Source organism: Avibacterium sp. 21-586 (assembly GCF_026226775.1).
In the GTDB taxonomy this organism is placed as follows: Bacteria; Pseudomonadota; Gammaproteobacteria; order Enterobacterales; family Pasteurellaceae; genus Avibacterium.
Window position 1 is genome coordinate 380,703 of record NZ_JAKKOD010000002.1, and the last position, 17,929, is coordinate 398,631.

Here is a 17,929-nt window from a genome sequence, read left to right on the forward strand (position 1 = left end):
ATCCAACATAAGGGTGATAAAATTGAAGTCATTTTATCTCCCACAATTACACATCGAGGCGGATATATAATATGGATATGGAGCAAAATCCACAATCTCAATTAGAATTGCTAATCGCACAAGGTAAAGAGCAAGGTTATCTCACCTATGCTGAAGTGAATGACCATTTGCCAGAATCTGTGGATGAGGAGCAAATCGACAACATTATTCAAATGATTAATGATATGGGTATCCAAGTGCTAGATGTAGCACCGGATGCTGATGATTTGATGCTGAATGAAAATATCACCGATGAAGATGCGGTAGAAGAAGCTACACAAGTGTTATCTAGCGTAGAGGCTGAATTAGGACGAACCACTGATCCCGTGCGGATGTATATGCGCGAGATGGGTAGTGTAGAGCTTTTAACGCGTGAAGGCGAAATTGACATTGCTAAACGTATTGAAGAAGGTATTAATGAAGTTCAAACAGCAGTGGCAGCTTATCCTGAAGCATTAAATGACTTATTAGCAAAGTATGCCCTTGTGGAAGCTGGAGGGATGCGTTTAGCCGATTTGATTACTGGTTTTGTAGATCCTAATGAAGTCGTCGAAGCGACGACGGAAGAAGATGATGAAGTACATCTTGTAGATGATGAAGACGAAGAAGCGGTTAAATCAGAGATTATCGTAGAAGAGGATGAAGATGAAGAAGATGACGATAGTAGTTCTTCTGATGATAGTGATTCTGATAACAGCATCGATCCGGAAATGGCTCGTGAAAGGTTTGCAGCATTAAAAGCACAGCATAAGAAAACGTTAGATACAATTGCGAAGCATGGACGTCATAAAAAAGTCGCACGTGATCAAATTCAAATTTTAGCAGAAGTGTTTACTCAATTCCGCCTAGTGCCGAAACAATTCGATGAGATTGTCCTGTCTATGCGTAATATGATGAAGCGTGTGCGTCATCAAGAACGTCGAATTCAAAAAATGGCTGTAGATAATGCAAAAATGCCAAAAGGCACTTTTCAGAAAGAATTTATCGGGCATGAGACTAAAGATGTATGGTTGCAAAAGGCACTAAATGCAGGTAAATCTTGGTCAGAAAGATTAGCGCAATATGAAGAGCAAATTCGTCAATCGATTGATAATCTTGTCGTTATTGAGCAAGATACGGGACTGACAATTAGTCAAATTAGAGATATTTGCGATGCGGTTTCACAAGGTGAATTAAAAGCTCGTCGTGCGAAAAAAGAAATGGTTGAAGCGAACTTACGTTTGGTCATCTCTATTGCGAAAAAATATACCAACCGTGGTTTACAATTCTTGGATCTTATTCAAGAAGGCAACATTGGCTTGATGAAAGCGGTAGATAAATTTGAATATCGCCGTGGTTATAAATTTTCTACTTATGCCACTTGGTGGATTCGCCAGGCTATTACGCGCTCCATTGCCGATCAAGCCAGAACCATTCGTATCCCTGTTCATATGATTGAAACGATCAATAAATTGAACCGCATTTCCCGTCAAATGTTGCAAGAAATGGGGCGTGAGGCGTCACCAGAAGAATTAGCAGAAAGAATGGGAATGCCGGAAGATAAAATCCGCAAAGTGCTAAAAATTGCTAAAGAGCCAATCTCGATGGAAACGCCTATTGGTGATGATGATGACTCTCATTTAGGGGATTTTATTGAAGATAGCACGTTAGAGTTGCCATTGGACTCCGCCACTGCACAAAGCCTTAAAGCTGCTACACACGAAGTGCTAGAAGGCTTAACGCCAAGAGAGGCAAAAGTGCTAAGAATGCGTTTTGGCATTGATATGAACACGGACCATACGCTTGAAGAAGTTGGGAAGCAATTTGATGTAACACGTGAGCGTATTCGTCAAATTGAAGCCAAAGCCTTGCGAAAGTTACGCCATCCAAGTCGTTCAGAGACTTTGCGTAGTTTTTTGGATGAATAAGTATCTGTTTAAACTTAAAATAAAAGGGTTGCACAATAAGCAACCCTTTTTATTGAGTGTAAATATTCTATTTTTAAAACAAGTTTAAATTTTTGATTCCTTCTACAATAATTTCAACGCCGAGTGACATCAAAATTAACCCCATAATACGGGTGATAACGTTTGAGCCTGTTTTACCTAATTTCTTAATCAGCGGTTCAGAGTAGCGTAGTAGGATATAACAGCATAGCCCAAAGAGAGCAATGGTCAGAGATGTATAAACATAGTCCATTAGTGTGTTTTGATTTGAACCAAACACGATGGTTGCACTGATTGAGCCAGGACCGGCCATAATCGGCATTGCTAGTGGCACAACGGCGATGTTGTTGTAATCGTCAAAGTTTTCTGCTTTTTCTTCTTTATTGATTTTATGATCACCGATTTTACCGTTAATCATTGTGAGAGCAATCATTGCCACCAAGATCCCTCCCGCAATGCGGAAAGAGTTAATGGAAATGTGAAAGGCTTCTAAAATCATATTGCCAAAGAAGAAACTGACCAACAAAATCACAGTTACAGAAAAGCAAGTAATCAGTCCTGTGCGATTTTGTTGAGTGGGTGTTTGGTCAGTCGTCATTGAATAAAAAATCGGAATAACCCCAATCGGGTTTACCAAGGCAATAAGACTGACAAAAAATTGAATATAAATTGCGAGATCCATAAATAGAATGAAATAGTGGAAATAGGATCGTTATTATAGGATTGATTGAGCAAATCAACAAGGAAAGTGCGGGGGTTTTTGGTTAAGAAAATGCTCAAGCTGAAACCAAAATAACGCCCCTGAATAGTAGGGGCGATCACAGAAAGGAAGAAGCGGATTACCAGCCTTTAACTACACCGTCTTTGAAGTATTTTACTGCTTCTTGATACACTTCATCAGTTTGGTAAGCTTTCACGAAGTTTTTCACGGCATCGCTATCTTTGTTGTCTTCACGTGCAACAATAATGTTTACATAAGGGGAATCTTTATCTTCCACAAATACGCCGTGTTCTTCAGTATTTAAGCCCACTTGACTAGCATAAGTATTGTTCACAACAGCTAGATCCACATCATCTAACGCACGTGCCGCCACTGAAGTATCTACTTCTTTAATTTGCAGATGTTTCGGATTTTCTACGATATCCAAAGATGTTGCGAATAGGTTAGTGTTATCTTTTAATTTAATTAATCCTTGTTTTTCTAATAAAATTAATGCACGCGCAAGGTTACTTGGATCATTTGGTACAGCGATGATCGCACCATCTTTTAACTCGCTAATGTTTTTAATTTTTTTCGAATAACCGGCTAATGGATAAACAAAAGTGTTACCCACAATGACAAGATTTTTATAGCCGTGCTCTTGTGAATCTTTATCAAGATAAGGTTTGTGTTGCATTGCGTTAAGATCTAAATCGCCGTTGCTTACTGCTGGATTTGGTAATGAGTATTCATTAAACTCAACGAATTCTACATCTAAACCATATTTTTCTTTGGCTACTTTCGCTGCAATTTCAGCTACCTGATGTTCAGGGCCTGACATTACGCCAACTTTAATTTTTTGTGTAGTAGGTTGTGCAGCAGCGGTTTCTGTTTTCTTGTCATCTTTACAAGCAGTTAGCGCTAAAACTGATGAAAGTGCTGCGACAGTGAATAATTTTTTGAAGTTCATTTTTACTTTCCTTTTTAGTGAGTTAAGTTGATATTGAGATTAACGATGATCGAAATGATTCGCTAATTTATTACCGTATTTTTCGCATAACATTACGATAAGTACGATGATAATAGTAGACACCCAAAGTACATAAGGCATATTGCGGTGCAATCCAAAAGAAATTGCGGTGTTACCTAAACCACCACCGCCCACAGCACCGGCCATTGCGGAATAACCAATAAGTGTAACTAAGGTGAGCGTCATTGCTTTAATTAGAATTGGCAAGGCTTCAGGTAAATAAAAGCGTGTTACCAACTGCCAAACGTTTGTTCCCATTGCTTTGGCGGTTTCCGTTAAACCAGTTGGAATATCGCCTAAGGCATTGACTGTTAAACGTGCATAAAATGGTAATGCCGCAACACTTAATGGAATAATCGCCGCGGTTGTGCCTAAGGTTGTACCAACTAAGAAACGCGTGATAGGCATTAAATCGAATAATAAAATAATGAATGGAATAGAACGTCCTACGTTAATAATCACTTCTAAAGTGCGGTTCAATTTTTTGTTATTTAGGGTTTGTCCTTCTTTGGTTAAGAAGGTAATAATGCCCAGTGGTAAGCCAAATAGCACGGCAAAAAATGTTGCCACAAGGCTCATATAAACCGTTTCAAATGAGCTATTAGCGATAAGCTGCCAAACTTGTGGAGTAAGCTGGCGTGAAAACTCTGCACTAAATTCAGTCCACATAACCTAATACCTCCACACGAACATTATTTTCCATTAGATAAACCTTAGCTTGCGTAATTGCATCTTCATTACCCGCTACTTCAGCAATAGTAAAACCAAATTTCACGCCACCAGCATAATCGATTTGCGAGGTTAAAATACTTAAATCTACCCCAAAACGTTTAGAGGCTTGAGAAAGCAGCGGGGCATCTACAGAGCGTCCGGTAAATTCAAATTTAATAATAGGCCAAGCGTTTGGATGTTTTGGTGTTGGTGATAATTTTTGCAAATATTCGTCGGGTAAATTAATATGAAAAGTTGAACTAATAAATTGCTGTGCCAATTCCGTTTTAGGATTAGAAAAAATCTCACTCACAGATCCCTGCTCAACTAATTGTCCTTTATCAATGACAGCAACTTGATCACAAATACGTTTTACCACGTCCATTTCGTGCGTAATTAATAAAATAGTAATACCTAAAGTGCGGTTGATTTCTTTTAATAATTTTAAAATCGCTTGCGTAGTGGCGGGATCTAAGGCACTGGTTGCTTCATCACAGAGTAATACTTTCGGATCACTCGCCAGAGCACGGGCAATTGCAACACGTTGTTTTTGTCCACCTGAAAGATTAGCCGGATAGACATCGCGCTTTTCATTTAAGCCAACTAAGGAAAGTAGCGCCTCCACCTTTTGTTTGATGTTGGCTGTGCTTTCACCGGTTAATTCTAATGGCAAAGCAATATTGCCATAGACAGTGCGAGAACTGAGCAAATTGAAATGTTGGAAAATCATACCAATATTACGGCGCTCTTGAATGAGCTGGCTGTCGGATAAATGGGTTAATTCTTTACCATCTACAATTACTGAGCCACTGGTTGGGCGCTCCAACAAGTTTACACAACGGATAAGCGTGCTTTTCCCAGCGCCAGATGCGCCAATCACGCCACAAATTTGCCCTTTAGGAACCTGAAGATTGACATTATCAAGTGCGGTAATTTTTTTATCCGCAATGTCAAAAATTTTACTAAGGTTTTCTAGCTTAATCATATAAGCCCTTTCAAAATGCTTAAATTTAAGTTTTTCCGTATTTTAGACGTCTAGATTGCTATGTCAATATTTATTCATAACATTTTTAGAATGTTAAGCTATTAGTTAGAACAAAATTAAGTCATAATGGCACAAATAAGGATAGAGATAAATAAGGATCAGAATGTGAATAAAGCGATTTTTCTAGATCGAGATGGTACGATCAACATTGATCACGGCTATGTACATCAAATTGATGATTTCCAATTTATCGAGGGTAGCATTGAAGCATTACAGCAATTAAAAGTAATGGGCTATTTATTGGTGCTGGTAACTAATCAGTCAGGTATTGCGCGCGGTTATTTTTCTGAGCAACAATTCCTACAACTCACAGAATGGATGGATTGGTCGCTGGCTGATCGCGGTGTGGATTTTGATGGCATCTATTATTGTCCGCATCACCCAGACGGTAAAGGCGAATATAAAGAAGATTGCGATTGTCGTAAGCCAAAGTCAGGAATGTTATTACAAGCAATTAAAGAATTGAATATTGATCCCGCGCAGTCTTTTATAGTGGGAGATAAAAAAGAAGATATGCAAGCTGGTAAAAGGGCTGGCGTAAAAACCTGTGTCTTGGTGCGAACAGGAAAAACAGTAACCGAAGAAAGTGAGAAATCCGCAGACATTGTGATAAATAGCGTGGCAGACTTGCCAGGACTAATAAAGAAACTTAAGAAATAATAAAGTGCGGTGAAAATTTTGCTAATTTTCCACCGCGCTTAGCCTAATAAATCATCGGTGTGATTTTAAAATAATCAGTTGCAATGATTTTTCGCATTATTTGCAATTTTTTTGCAAAAAAAGGCTTGCAAAGATTTCGTAGATGTCTATAATACGCGGCAGACAACGACGCGACGTTGTAAAAGTAGACTGATACAAATCGCGTCGTTGTTTTTTGCTCTTTAACAATCAATCAGACAATCTGTGTGGGCACTTGTTGATACTGTGTAAATTAAAAGATTTATAAACGATAAGTGCTTAACTGAAATTCATAGTGATTTAATGTAATTGAATCATATAGCTTAGTTAGTGTACGAATTGAGAAGATTAAACTGAAGAGTTTGATCATGGCTCAGATTGAACGCTGGCGGCAGGCTTAACACATGCAAGTCGAACGGTAACGGGTTGAAAGCTTGCTTTCGATGCTGACGAGTGGCGGACGGGTGAGTAATGCTTGGGAATCTGGCTTATGGAGGGGGATAACCATTGGAAACGATGGCTAATACCGCATAGAATCGGAAGATTAAAGGGTGGGACTTTTAGCCACCTGCCATGAGATGAGCCCAAGTGGGATTAGGTAGTTGGTGAGGTAAAGGCTTACCAAGCCGTCGATCTCTAGCTGGTCTGAGAGGATGGCCAGCCACACTGGGACTGAGACACGGCCCAGACTCCTACGGGAGGCAGCAGTGGGGAATATTGCGCAATGGGGGAAACCCTGACGCAGCCATGCCGCGTGAATGAAGAAGGCCTTCGGGTTGTAAAGTTCTTTCGGTGGTGAGGAAGGTTGGTGTGTTAATAGCACGCTGATTTGACGTTAGCCACAGAAGAAGCACCGGCTAACTCCGTGCCAGCAGCCGCGGTAATACGGAGGGTGCGAGCGTTAATCGGAATAACTGGGCGTAAAGGGCACGCAGGCGGTGACTTAAGTGAGATGTGAAAGGCCTGGGCTTAACCTAGGAATTGCATTTCAGACTGGGTCGCTAGAGTACTTTAGGGAGGGGTAGAATTCCACGTGTAGCGGTGAAATGCGTAGAGATGTGGAGGAATACCGAAGGCGAAGGCAGCCCCTTGGGAATGTACTGACGCTCATGTGCGAAAGCGTGGGGAGCAAACAGGATTAGATACCCTGGTAGTCCACGCTGTAAACGCTGTCGATTTGGGGATTGGGCTTTAAGCTTGGTGCCCGTAGCTAACGTGATAAATCGACCGCCTGGGGAGTACGGCCGCAAGGTTAAAACTCAAATGAATTGACGGGGGCCCGCACAAGCGGTGGAGCATGTGGTTTAATTCGATGCAACGCGAAGAACCTTACCTACTCTTGACATCCATAGAAGAGCTCAGAGATGAGTTTGTGCCTTCGGGAGCTATGAGACAGGTGCTGCATGGCTGTCGTCAGCTCGTGTTGTGAAATGTTGGGTTAAGTCCCGCAACGAGCGCAACCCTTATCCTTTGTTGCCAGCACTTCGGGTGGGAACTCAAAGGAGACTGCCAGTGATAAACTGGAGGAAGGTGGGGATGACGTCAAGTCATCATGGCCCTTACGAGTAGGGCTACACACGTGCTACAATGGTGCATACAGAGGGAAGCGAGCCTGCGAGGGTAAGCGAATCTCAGAAAGTGCATCTAAGTCCGGATTGGAGTCTGCAACTCGACTCCATGAAGTCGGAATCGCTAGTAATCGCGAATCAGAATGTCGCGGTGAATACGTTCCCGGGCCTTGTACACACCGCCCGTCACACCATGGGAGTGGGTTGTACCAGAAGTAGATAGCTTAACCGCGAGGGGGGCGTTTACCACGGTATGATTCATGACTGGGGTGAAGTCGTAACAAGGTAACCGTAGGGGAACCTGCGGTTGGATCACCTCCTTAACGAAACAGGGAAGATGAGTGCTCACACAGATTGTGATGATTGATGTTAGACAGAATAGCGAAACTGAATGTTGCGTAGAGATTACCTTTACATGTAGTCCCCTTCGTCTAGAGGCCTAGGACATCGCCCTTTCACGGCGGTAACAGGGGTTCGAATCCCCTAGGGGACGCCATTTAAAGCTAATTTTTTAGCGATTTGCTCTTTAACAATGTAAAAACAAGCTGAAAACTGAAGAGACTTTCAAGCTGATGAGATGATGGGATGAGAAGACCATATCTTATTAAGTTGAAAAAGTCTGAGTAGAAGAAGACTTACTTGAACAAAAGCAAGTAAGCGTTCTCAACGAGAATGGATATAGCTTCGGGGAGAGAATCCTTGAGGTTGTATAGTTAAGTGAGAAAGCGTACAGGGCGGATGCCTTGGCAATCAGAGGCGAAGAAGGACGTGCTAATCTGCGAAAAGCGTGGGTGAGTTGATAAGAAGCGTTTAACCCACGATGTCCGAATGGGGAAACCCGATAGGTGAAGAACCTATCATTGTTTACTGAATAAAATAGGTAAACAAGGCGAACCGGGAGAACTGAAACATCTAAGTACCCCGAGGAAAAGAAATCAACCGAGATTCTGTGAGTAGCGGCGAGCGAAAGCGGAGTAGCCAGTAAGTGATAGTCATTGATTTAGGAGAATGAGCTGGGAAGCTCAATCATAGAGGGTGATAATCCCGTATCTAAAAAATTGGTGATGGTACTAAGCTTACGACAAGTAGGGCGGGACACGAGGAATCCTGTTTGAAGATGGGGGGACCATCCTCCAAGGCTAAATACTCCTGATTGACCGATAGTGAACTAGTACTGTGAAGGAAAGGCGAAAAGAACCCCGGTGAGGGGAGTGAAATAGAACCTGAAACCCTGTACGTACAAGCAGTGGGAGCCTGAAAGGGTGACTGCGTACCTTTTGTATAATGGGTCAGCGACTTATATTTTGTAGCGAGGTTAACTGAATAAGGGAGCCGAAGGGAAACCGAGTCTTAACTGGGCGAAGAGTTGCAAGGTATAGACCCGAAACCCGGTGATCTAGCCATGGGCAGGTTGAAGGTTGGGTAACACTAACTGGAGGACCGAACCGACTAATGTTGAAAAATTAGCGGATGACTTGTGGCTGGGGGTGAAAGGCCAATCAAACCGGGAGATAGCTGGTTCTCCCCGAAATCTATTTAGGTAGAGCCTTGTGTGAATACCTTTGGGGGTAGAGCACTGTTTCGGCTAGGGGCCCATCCCGGGTTACCAAACCGATGCAAACTCCGAATACCAAAGAGTAATGCACAGGAGACACACGGCGGGTGCTAACGTCCGTCGTGGAGAGGGAAACAACCCAGACCGCCAGCTAAGGTCCCAAAATCTATATTAAGTGGGAAACGAAGTGGGAAGGCTTAGACAGCTAGGATGTTGGCTTAGAAGCAGCCACCATTTAAAGAAAGCGTAATAGCTCACTAGTCGAGTCGGCCTGCGCGGAAGATGTAACGGGGCTAAAATATAGTACCGAAGCTGCGGCATCAGTAGTAATACTGTTGGGTAGGGGAGCGTTGTGTAAGCGGAAGAAGGTGGTTCGAGAGGATTGCTGGACGTATCACAAGTGCGAATGCTGACATAAGTAACGATAAAACGGGTGAAAAACCCGTTCGCCGGAAGACCAAGGGTTCCTGTCCAACGTTAATCGGGGCAGGGTGAGTCGGCCCCTAAGGCGAGGCTGAAAAGCGTAGTCGATGGGAAACGGGTTAATATTCCCGTACTTGGATAAACTGCGATGTGGGGACGGAGTAGGTTAGGTTAGCGTACTGTTGGAGATGTACGTTTAAGTTGGTAGGTGGGTGAATTAGGCAAATCCGGTTCACTATAAACACTGAGAGATGATGACGAGGCACTAAGGTGCTGAAGTAATTGATACCACACTTCCAGGAAAAGCCACTAAGCTTCAGGTTTATCTAAACCGTACTGAAAACCGACACAGGTGGTCAGGTAGAGAATACTCAGGCGCTTGAGAGAACTCGGGTGAAGGAACTAGGCAAAATAGCACCGTAACTTCGGGAGAAGGTGCGCTGGCGTAGTGTGAAGTTCTATACGGATGGAGCATGAACCAGTCGAAGATACCAGCTGGCTGCAACTGTTTATTAAAAACACAGCACTCTGCAAACACGAAAGTGGACGTATAGGGTGTGATGCCTGCCCGGTGCTGGAAGGTTAATTGATGGTGTAATCGAAAGAGAAGCTCCTGATCGAAGCCCCAGTAAACGGCGGCCGTAACTATAACGGTCCTAAGGTAGCGAAATTCCTTGTCGGGTAAGTTCCGACCTGCACGAATGGCATAATGATGGCCAGGCTGTCTCCACCCGAGACTCAGTGAAATTGAAATCGCCGTGAAGATGCGGTGTACCCGCGGCTAGACGGAAAGACCCCGTGAACCTTTACTATAGCTTGACACTGAACCTTGAATTTTGATGTGTAGGATAGGTGGGAGACTATGAAGCGGTAACGCCAGTTATCGTGGAGTCGTTGTTGAAATACCACCCTTTAACGTTTGATGTTCTAACGAAGCGCCTGAAACGGGTGTTCGGACAGTGTCTGGTGGGTAGTTTGACTGGGGCGGTCTCCTCCCAAAGAGTAACGGAGGAGCACGAAGGTTTGCTAATGACGGTCGGACATCGTCAGGTTAGTGCAATGGTATAAGCAAGCTTAACTGCGAGACAGACAAGTCGAGCAGGTGCGAAAGCAGGTCATAGTGATCCGGTGGTTCTGAATGGAAGGGCCATCGCTCAACGGATAAAAGGTACTCCGGGGATAACAGGCTGATACCGCCCAAGAGTTCATATCGACGGCGGTGTTTGGCACCTCGATGTCGGCTCATCACATCCTGGGGCTGAAGTAGGTCCCAAGGGTATGGCTGTTCGCCATTTAAAGTGGTACGCGAGCTGGGTTTAGAACGTCGTGAGACAGTTCGGTCCCTATCTGCCGTGGGCGTTGGAGAATTGAGAGGGGCTGCTCCTAGTACGAGAGGACCGGAGTGGACGCATCACTGGTGTACCAGTTGTCTCGCCAGAGGCACTGCTGGGTAGCTAAATGCGGAAGAGATAAGTGCTGAAAGCATCTAAGCACGAAACTTGCCTCAAGATGAGTTCTCCCAGTCTATAAGGCTGTAAGGGTTGTTTGAGACTAAGACGTAGATAGGCTGGGTGTGTAAGCGGTGTGAGCCGTTGAGCTAACCGGTACTAATTGCCCGAGAGGCTTAACTATACAACGCTCAAGGGTTTTGGCTTGTTTTTGATTGAGAAGGAAGAGTAAGAATACTTAGTGAGATAACGAAATAATAGAAGTTATGAACTAAGAGAAAGGACTTAAAGAATAGAAAGAATTATCTTGGCGGCGTTAGTGCAGTGGACCCACCTAAATCCATGCCGAACTTAGAAGTGAAACGCTGTAACGCCGATGGTAGTGTGGGATATTCCCATGTGAGAGTAGGGCACCGCCAGGTATTGAATGAAGAAGAACGCCATTGAGGGAACTCAGTGGCGTTTTTTTTATGTGGTTAAAAAGAAATTGATGTAAGTGAATTTAGTCATTTTGGTATCAATCACAGCACACATTTTGCTGAAAATCATCATCACATTAACGGAATTGAGAATTTTTGGAGTCAAGTAAAACGCCATTTACGCAAGTTTAAGGGGATTCCAAAAGCGCATTTTGAGTTTTATTTAAAGGAATGCAAATGGCATTTTAATTGCAGTGACATAAAAATTCAGATTTCCTACTTAAAACAATTGGCTAAAGGGAATTTGGTTTAGTTATAGACCATTTTTTGAAATATGAACCTAAAAATGCACTTTTTGCTCAAGTTCAAGCATATCAAAAATATGGCAAGAAAAATGGTGTTCAACGCTATACATGTACGCATTGCCATAAGACCTTTTCTCTCACTAAACGATTAAATTCTACTCAACTTTGGTATGAATATACCACCAAGAAACAGACTTATCAGCAACTGGCCTAAGCACACCAATGTTCTATTAGAAGCGTCCAAAGGCACATATTGGTAAAGTGCCAAAATCTAGATTAAGACCAGCATCAAATCAGTACTTAAATTTACTTATTGATACCACTTTTTGGTGGTCGAGATCTTGGTGTAATGGTCTTCTTAGATTCATTATCATGACAGGTTGTTTATCACCAAATTGTACGACAGAAAAAGACAGTTATTACAAAGTTGCAATGAGCAAATTGAGAGAAAAGGGCTATATAATTCAATCAATTACTTGTAACGGCATAGGAGATTTATTAAAGGATTTATTCAATCCCCCCACTCAAATGTATCAATTTCATATGGTCGCAATCGTGATGAAAAAGTTGAGGAAAACGCATTAATCGGAGGCTGGAAAAGCGCTAAAAGTATTAGTAAAAAAGTGATTACAACCGTTTTTATCAGCTATTACATTACTGGTATTTAGTACATAAAACCTTCTTGTAAGAACGTTCAGATACCCCGACAGAGAAAGGCTATTATCCCTATAAACATCGTTATGTTCGAAGTGCTTATACAAGTCTAAAACATTATCAAAATTATCTTTTCATCTATGAAAAACAGGAGGCTTTGTGTATTGAAAAATAACAATCGTCTAGAAGGATTATTTAAAGAATTCAAGCAAAAACTTGCTATTCATAACGGCTTAACAAGAGCTCATAACATTATGTTTATAAAGAGTTTTTAAACAAAAAGAGTGGATAAAACCAACGCTTTTGTCTACTATGCCAAATTTCTTAATAGTGTTTGTTGTTTGTTCAGAGATTATCACAGCTATGATGTGTTAGATGTGAATGAATTTAAACATTTTAGAATTGATCATTATACCTATTTAGCAAGGCTAAACACCATTTATCGATGTTTAACTGTATTCCAAAAGTACATTTGGAATTGTACTTTTGGGAATACGAATGGGGTTTTAATGACAGTAACTTAAAATCTAAAATTTTTTAAAACAATCGATTAAGGGATGTTTAGCCTAGTTACCTAGGATAGTCCCTAAATTATTCTTTAGTTAGACAAGGTTGAATTCGATTTATTATTTCTTTTACTAAACGTGCTGGCGCAGCGATAACATTACCTGATGTTAAATAACTATGTCCACCTTCAAGATCGGTTACTAAACACCCAGCTTCGCGGGCGATAAGATCACCTGCTGCAATATCCCAAGCCTTCACGCCCATTTCAAAATAGCCATCAACACGGTTAGCTGCCACATAACACATATCTAATGCTGCTGAACCTGTACGGCGGAAATCGGCCACTTTACTTTCATTGACAAGATTGGCCATCATAGCAAATTGCGTTGGCATTGCAGACATTTTTTTGAATGGGAAACCAGTGGCTAAGATTGTGCCTTGTAATTCACGTCTGGTATTTTCAGCACGCAGGCGAAGTTCGTTGATTTTGGCGCCTTGTCCACGCACAGCAGTGAAAAGCTCATTACGGATAGGATCATAAACGACACCTACTTCGGTTCTGTTTTTCACACGAACAGCGATAGAAACAGAAAAATGCGGTAATCCTTTGATGAAATTTGTCGTGCCATCTAGTGGATCAATCACCCATTGCACATCGCTTTCTTTACCTTCCAACGCACCACTTTCTTCGGTAATAATGGTATGGTCAGGATAGGCTTTTTGGATTACATCAATAATAGCTGCTTCAGAGGCTTTATCAATATTGGTAACAAAATCATTGGCGCTTTTTGCCACCGTTTGAATGTCATCACGGCGTTCATAACCTTTAGCAATAATATTGCCTGCTTTTCGTGCCGCACGAATAGCGATATTTAACATTGGATTCATATTTCCACCAGATTTTAAAGAACATCATTCAAGAGCGGGAATTATAGTGATTTTTTAAGCAAAAAGCGAGAAAAACCCTGTTGGACATGAAAAATTTTCCTATTTCTGACCGCACTTTGTGGGTATTGTGCTAGAATAACCACAATTTATAGTCAGATAATGCAGGATCAAAATGTTAGAAAATATTCGCATTGTACTAGTAGAAACTTCTCATAGCGGTAATATTGGATCAGCGGCACGTGCAATGAAAACAATGGGATTAAGCCAGCTTTATCTCGTTGCGCCAAAGCAAGGTGTTGATGATCAAGCCATTGCGTTAGCAGCAGGTGCTGATGAGGTGGTGAAGAATGCGGTTATCGTGCCAACCTTTGATCAAGCAGTGGCAGATTGTGAGTTCGTTATTGGTACAAGCGCACGCCTGCGCCATTTACAAAGTACCTTGCTTGAACCCCGTGCTTGTGCGGAAAAAACCATAGCCTTTGCTAAACAGCATAACGTCGCCATCGTGTTTGGACGAGAGCGCATTGGGCTAACCAATGAAGAATTGCTGAAATGTCGTTATCATTTAACTATTCCTGCCAATCCAGATTATTCTTCGCTAAATTTAGCGATGGCAGTGCAATTGATATGCTATGAGTTGCGAATGGTATGGCTAGAAGAAAATCAAAAAGATATGGATTTATCTCTTTCATCAATAGAAAACACCTATCCAACAGCACAGGAATTGGAATTCTTTTTTGCCCATACAGAACGTCTTTATCAACAGCTAGGTTTTATTCAAAATCAAGGTGTTATGCAAAAATTAAGACGTCTATATTTGCGCGCTGAAGTGGAAAAAAATGAATTAAATATTCTACGCGGAATGTTAAGTGCGGTGGAAAAAAAGTTAGAATCTTAATGGGGAATAGTTGACTAATTTAGAAGGTTATGTAAGATAACCGCCTAATTGCAAGAAGGAAGTAGAAGATGAAATTAACGTCAAAAGGTCGTTATGCTGTAACTGCGATTTTAGATATTGCATTAAATACTGAAAATGGCCCCGTTAGCTTGGCTGATATTTCAGAAAGGCAGCATATTTCCCTTTCTTATTTAGAACAATTATTCGCAAAATTACGCCGCCACGGTTTAGTGAAAAGTGTGCGTGGTCCTGGTGGTGGTTATCAGCTTGGCCAGCCGAGCAATAAAATTTCGATTGGTATGATCATTGCGGCGGTGAATGAAAATATCACCGTAACCCGTTGTTTAGGACAAGGGGATTGCAAAGGGGGGCAGCAATGTTTAACCCATTCTTTATGGGATGAACTCAGCCAGCGCATTGAAAATTTTTTAAATGAAATTACCTTGGCTGAATTGGTGGAAAAATATTATCAGGAAAAGCCGAAACACCGTCATCATAAAGATTTTGACAACTTGGTCGTGTTAAATGAAAGCGCTTAGTCTTTCGTAGTAAAAAATAAAGCGCGGTGTGAATATGCAGATTTTTAGGAGTGTAGAATGAAATTACCTATTTATTTAGATTATGCGGCAACTTGTCCTGTGGACGAGCGTGTTGCCCAAAAAATGATGGCGTTTCTAACCATTGAAGGTACGTTTGGGAATCCTGCGTCACGTTCTCATAAATTTGGTTGGCAAGCAGAAGAGGCCGTGGATGTAGCACGTAATCACATTGCGGATTTAATCGGTGCGGATAGTCGTGAAATCGTGTTTACTTCAGGTGCAACAGAAGCAGACAACCTTGCAATTAAAGGCGCTGCGCATTTTTATCAAAGCAAAGGCAAGCACATTATCACTTGCAAAACAGAACACAAAGCGGTGCTAGATACTTGTCGTCAATTAGAGCGTGAGGGCTTTGAAGTCACCTACTTAACACCAAAATCAGACGGTTTAATTGACTTAGACGAATTAAAAAATGCGATGCGTGATGACACCATTTTAGTATCCATTATGCACGTTAATAACGAAATTGGTGTAATCCAAGATATTAAAACTATTGGTGATCTTTGCCGTGAGCGCAAAATTATTTTCCACACCGATGCAACGCAAAGCGTCGGTAAATTGCCGATTAATTTAGCGGAATTAAATGTGGACTTACTGTCTATGTCAAGCCATAAACTTTACGGGCCAAAAGGGATTGGTGCGTTATATGTACGCCGTAAACCGCGTGTTCGTTTAGAAGCGATTATTCACGGTGGCGGCCATGAACGTGGTATGCGTTCAGGTACATTGCCTGTTCATCAAATCGTGGGGATGGGGGAAGCCTATCGCATTTGTAAAGAAGAAATGGCGACCGAAATGCCACGCTTAAAAGCATTGCGTGATCGTTTGTACAATGGCTTAAAAGACATTGAAGAAACTTATCTGAATGGTTCAATGGAACACCGTGTGGATAATAACCTAAATATCAGTTTCAACTATGTGGAAGGTGAAAGCTTAATGATGGCGTTGCGTGATATTGCGGTTTCATCAGGCTCAGCTTGTACTTCAGCCAGCCTTGAGCCATCTTATGTATTGCGTGCGTTGGGGCTAAACGATGAGCTGGCACATAGCTCAATCCGTTTTACTGTGGGACGTTATACCACCGAAGAAGAAATTGACTATACCATCAATCTGGTGAAAGGTGCGGTAGAAAAATTAAGAGAATTATCCCCATTATGGGATATGTTCAAAGAAGGCATTGATCTTAACTCAATTGAGTGGACTCACCATTAATTTACTAAAAGGAACAGAAAAATGGCATATAGCGACAAAGTAATCGATCATTATGAGAACCCGCGTAATGTAGGTTCATTCGATAAAAAAGATCCTAGCGTGGGAAGCGGAATGGTGGGGGCACCTGCTTGTGGTGATGTAATGCAGTTACAAATTAAAGTGAATGATGACGGCATTATTGAAGATGCGAAATTCAAAACTTACGGCTGTGGTTCTGCCATTGCATCAAGCTCACTTATTACTGAATGGGTGAAAGGTAAATCTCTTGATGAAGCACAAGCTATCAAAAATAGCCAAATTGCGGAAGAATTAGAACTTCCACCAGTAAAAGTGCATTGCTCAATTTTGGCAGAAGATGCCATTAAAGCAGCTATTGCAGATTACAAAGCAAAACGCGACGAATAATTTAAGCAAATAAAAGTGCGGTGAAATTTAACTGCACTTTTCATTATTTTGTGGAGAACCTTATGAGCGTAACATTAACCGAAAGTGCAGCAAATCGCGTCAAAACCTTCCTTGCTAATCGTGGCAAAGGCATTGGGTTACGCTTAGGTATTAAAACCTCAGGCTGTTCAGGCTTGGCTTATGTGCTTGAATTTGTGGATACCTTAAACGACGATGATCAAGTCTTTGAAGATCACGGAGTGAAAGTGATCGTGGATACCAAAAGTTTGGTGTATCTCAACGGCACACAACTTGATTTTGTCAAAGAAGGCTTAAACGAAGGGTTCAAATTCACTAATCCTAACGTGAAAGATGAATGTGGCTGCGGTGAAAGTTTTAACGTTTAATAGGAACAGCAATGACCAATCCTTTTGCATTGTTTGATTTGCCGCTGGCATTTTCACTTGATCTTGATCTCTTGAATACCCGTTATTTGGCATTGCAAAAATCCCTACATCCAGATAATTTTGCACATCGTTCAACGCAAGAACAGCGTTTAGCAATGCAAAAATCGGCAGAAGTGAATGATGCCTTGCAAATATTAAAAGATCCTATTTCCCGTGCCGATAGCATTATCGCCTTGCATTTAGGTAGCCAAAATGTGGAAGAAAAAACCAGCCAAGATATGGCATTTTTAATGCAACAAATGCAATGGCGCGAAGCGCTTGAAGACATTGAACAGCAGAAAGACAGCGATGTACTAATGCAGTTTTCAGATCAAATTAGCGTACAACGGCAGGAAATTTTAAGTCAATTAAACAGCGCACTTTCCACACAAGATTGGGTAACTGCACAAATGCTGACGGATCGTTTACGTTTTATCAAAAAACTGTTACTTGAAGTTGAACGCATTGAAGACAACTTAATGGATTTTTAAAGAG

At 41.7% G+C, this 17,929-nt stretch carries 14 protein-coding genes, 1 tRNA gene, 3 rRNA genes and 1 pseudogene; 14 read left to right on the forward strand and 5 right to left on the reverse strand.

Annotated elements, in window-relative coordinates; all coding sequences use genetic code 11:
- Window positions 1-77: 77 nt before the first annotated feature.
- Window positions 78-1,946: an RNA polymerase sigma factor RpoD gene (rpoD, locus tag L5B71_RS09540; protein WP_442780753.1), complete on the forward strand. Its 1,869-nt coding sequence runs from the start codon at window positions 78-80 to the stop codon at window positions 1,944-1,946.
- 73 nt (window positions 1,947-2,019) lie between these two features.
- Here rpoD and L5B71_RS09545 read toward each other — a convergent pair whose 3' ends face one another.
- From L5B71_RS09545 to metN, 4 genes are all read right to left on the reverse strand, one after another.
- Window positions 2,020-2,646, reverse strand: a complete 627-nt coding sequence (locus L5B71_RS09545; RefSeq protein ID WP_265758139.1) for a YchE family NAAT transporter — start codon at window positions 2,644-2,646, stop codon at window positions 2,020-2,022.
- A gap of 157 nt (window positions 2,647-2,803) precedes the next feature.
- On the reverse strand, window positions 2,804-3,634 hold the full coding sequence (locus L5B71_RS09550; RefSeq protein WP_265758140.1) for a MetQ/NlpA family lipoprotein: 831 nt from the start codon (window positions 3,632-3,634) through the stop codon (window positions 2,804-2,806).
- 39 nt (window positions 3,635-3,673) lie between these two features.
- A complete protein-coding gene (locus L5B71_RS09555; protein WP_265758141.1) occupies window positions 3,674-4,363 on the reverse strand; it encodes a methionine ABC transporter permease in 690 nt (229 codons plus the stop codon).
- On the reverse strand, window positions 4,353-5,390 hold the full coding sequence (metN, locus tag L5B71_RS09560) for a methionine ABC transporter ATP-binding protein MetN (protein ID WP_265758142.1): 1,038 nt from the start codon (window positions 5,388-5,390) through the stop codon (window positions 4,353-4,355). The genes L5B71_RS09555 and metN overlap by 11 nt, the downstream gene beginning before the upstream one ends.
- Before the next feature lie 165 nt (window positions 5,391-5,555).
- On the opposite strand from metN, the gene gmhB reads away from it, so the two are divergent.
- The 7 genes and pseudogenes from gmhB to L5B71_RS10625 all read left to right on the forward strand — a co-directional run bounded on the left by gmhB (window position 5,556) and on the right by L5B71_RS10625 (window position 12,060).
- Window positions 5,556-6,110: a D-glycero-beta-D-manno-heptose 1,7-bisphosphate 7-phosphatase gene (gene gmhB / locus L5B71_RS09565; protein ID WP_265758143.1), complete on the forward strand. Its 555-nt coding sequence runs from the start codon at window positions 5,556-5,558 to the stop codon at window positions 6,108-6,110.
- A 368-nt stretch (window positions 6,111-6,478) separates the two neighbouring features.
- Window positions 6,479-8,019, forward strand: a 16S ribosomal RNA gene (locus L5B71_RS09570).
- Window positions 8,020-8,116: 97 nt separating this feature from the next.
- Window positions 8,117-8,192 (forward strand) — tRNA-Glu (locus L5B71_RS09575).
- Between the two features lie 215 nt (window positions 8,193-8,407).
- Window positions 8,408-11,306 (forward strand): 23S ribosomal RNA (locus L5B71_RS09580).
- A gap of 122 nt (window positions 11,307-11,428) precedes the next feature.
- Window positions 11,429-11,544 (forward strand): 5S ribosomal RNA (gene rrf / locus L5B71_RS09585).
- The 16S, 23S and 5S rRNA genes sit together here with 1 tRNA gene alongside, the layout of an rRNA operon.
- Window positions 11,545-11,608: 64 nt before the next feature.
- Window positions 11,609-11,854: pseudogene (locus L5B71_RS09590) on the forward strand (transposase); the annotation flags it as partial.
- 14 nt (window positions 11,855-11,868) lie between these two features.
- A complete protein-coding gene (locus L5B71_RS10625) occupies window positions 11,869-12,060 on the forward strand; it encodes an IS1/IS1595 family N-terminal zinc-binding domain-containing protein (protein ID WP_442780750.1) in 192 nt (63 codons plus the stop codon).
- A 1,031-nt stretch (window positions 12,061-13,091) separates the two neighbouring features.
- Here L5B71_RS10625 and suhB read toward each other — a convergent pair.
- Window positions 13,092-13,895, reverse strand: coding sequence for an inositol-1-monophosphatase (suhB, locus tag L5B71_RS09605; protein ID WP_265758144.1), 804 nt, complete (start codon window positions 13,893-13,895; stop codon window positions 13,092-13,094).
- A 172-nt stretch (window positions 13,896-14,067) separates the two neighbouring features.
- Here suhB and trmJ point away from each other — a divergent pair, with 172 nt between their 5' ends.
- The 6 genes from trmJ to hscB all read left to right on the forward strand — a co-directional run bounded on the left by trmJ (window position 14,068) and on the right by hscB (window position 17,925).
- Window positions 14,068-14,793: a tRNA (cytosine(32)/uridine(32)-2'-O)-methyltransferase TrmJ gene (trmJ, locus tag L5B71_RS09610; RefSeq protein ID WP_265758145.1), complete on the forward strand. Its 726-nt coding sequence runs from the start codon at window positions 14,068-14,070 to the stop codon at window positions 14,791-14,793.
- Between the two features lie 68 nt (window positions 14,794-14,861).
- Complete coding sequence (gene iscR, locus L5B71_RS09615; protein WP_265758146.1) at window positions 14,862-15,332, forward strand: Fe-S cluster assembly transcriptional regulator IscR; 471 nt, start codon at window positions 14,862-14,864, stop codon at window positions 15,330-15,332.
- Between the two features lie 57 nt (window positions 15,333-15,389).
- The gene (locus L5B71_RS09620) at window positions 15,390-16,604 is read left to right on the forward strand and encodes an IscS subfamily cysteine desulfurase (RefSeq protein WP_265758147.1); all 1,215 of its coding nucleotides are present in this window, start codon (window positions 15,390-15,392) and stop codon (window positions 16,602-16,604) included.
- 21 nt (window positions 16,605-16,625) lie between these two features.
- Entirely contained in the window at window positions 16,626-17,009 is a 384-nt protein-coding gene (iscU, locus tag L5B71_RS09625) for a Fe-S cluster assembly scaffold IscU (protein WP_265758148.1), read from the forward strand.
- A gap of 62 nt (window positions 17,010-17,071) precedes the next feature.
- Window positions 17,072-17,395 (forward strand): iron-sulfur cluster assembly protein IscA, encoded by a 324-nt coding sequence (gene iscA / locus L5B71_RS09630; RefSeq protein ID WP_265758149.1) that lies wholly within the window; start codon window positions 17,072-17,074, stop codon window positions 17,393-17,395.
- An 11-nt stretch (window positions 17,396-17,406) separates the two neighbouring features.
- Complete coding sequence (gene hscB / locus L5B71_RS09635; protein WP_265758150.1) at window positions 17,407-17,925, forward strand: Fe-S protein assembly co-chaperone HscB; 519 nt, start codon at window positions 17,407-17,409, stop codon at window positions 17,923-17,925.
- The last annotated feature ends 4 nt before the right edge of the window (window positions 17,926-17,929 follow it).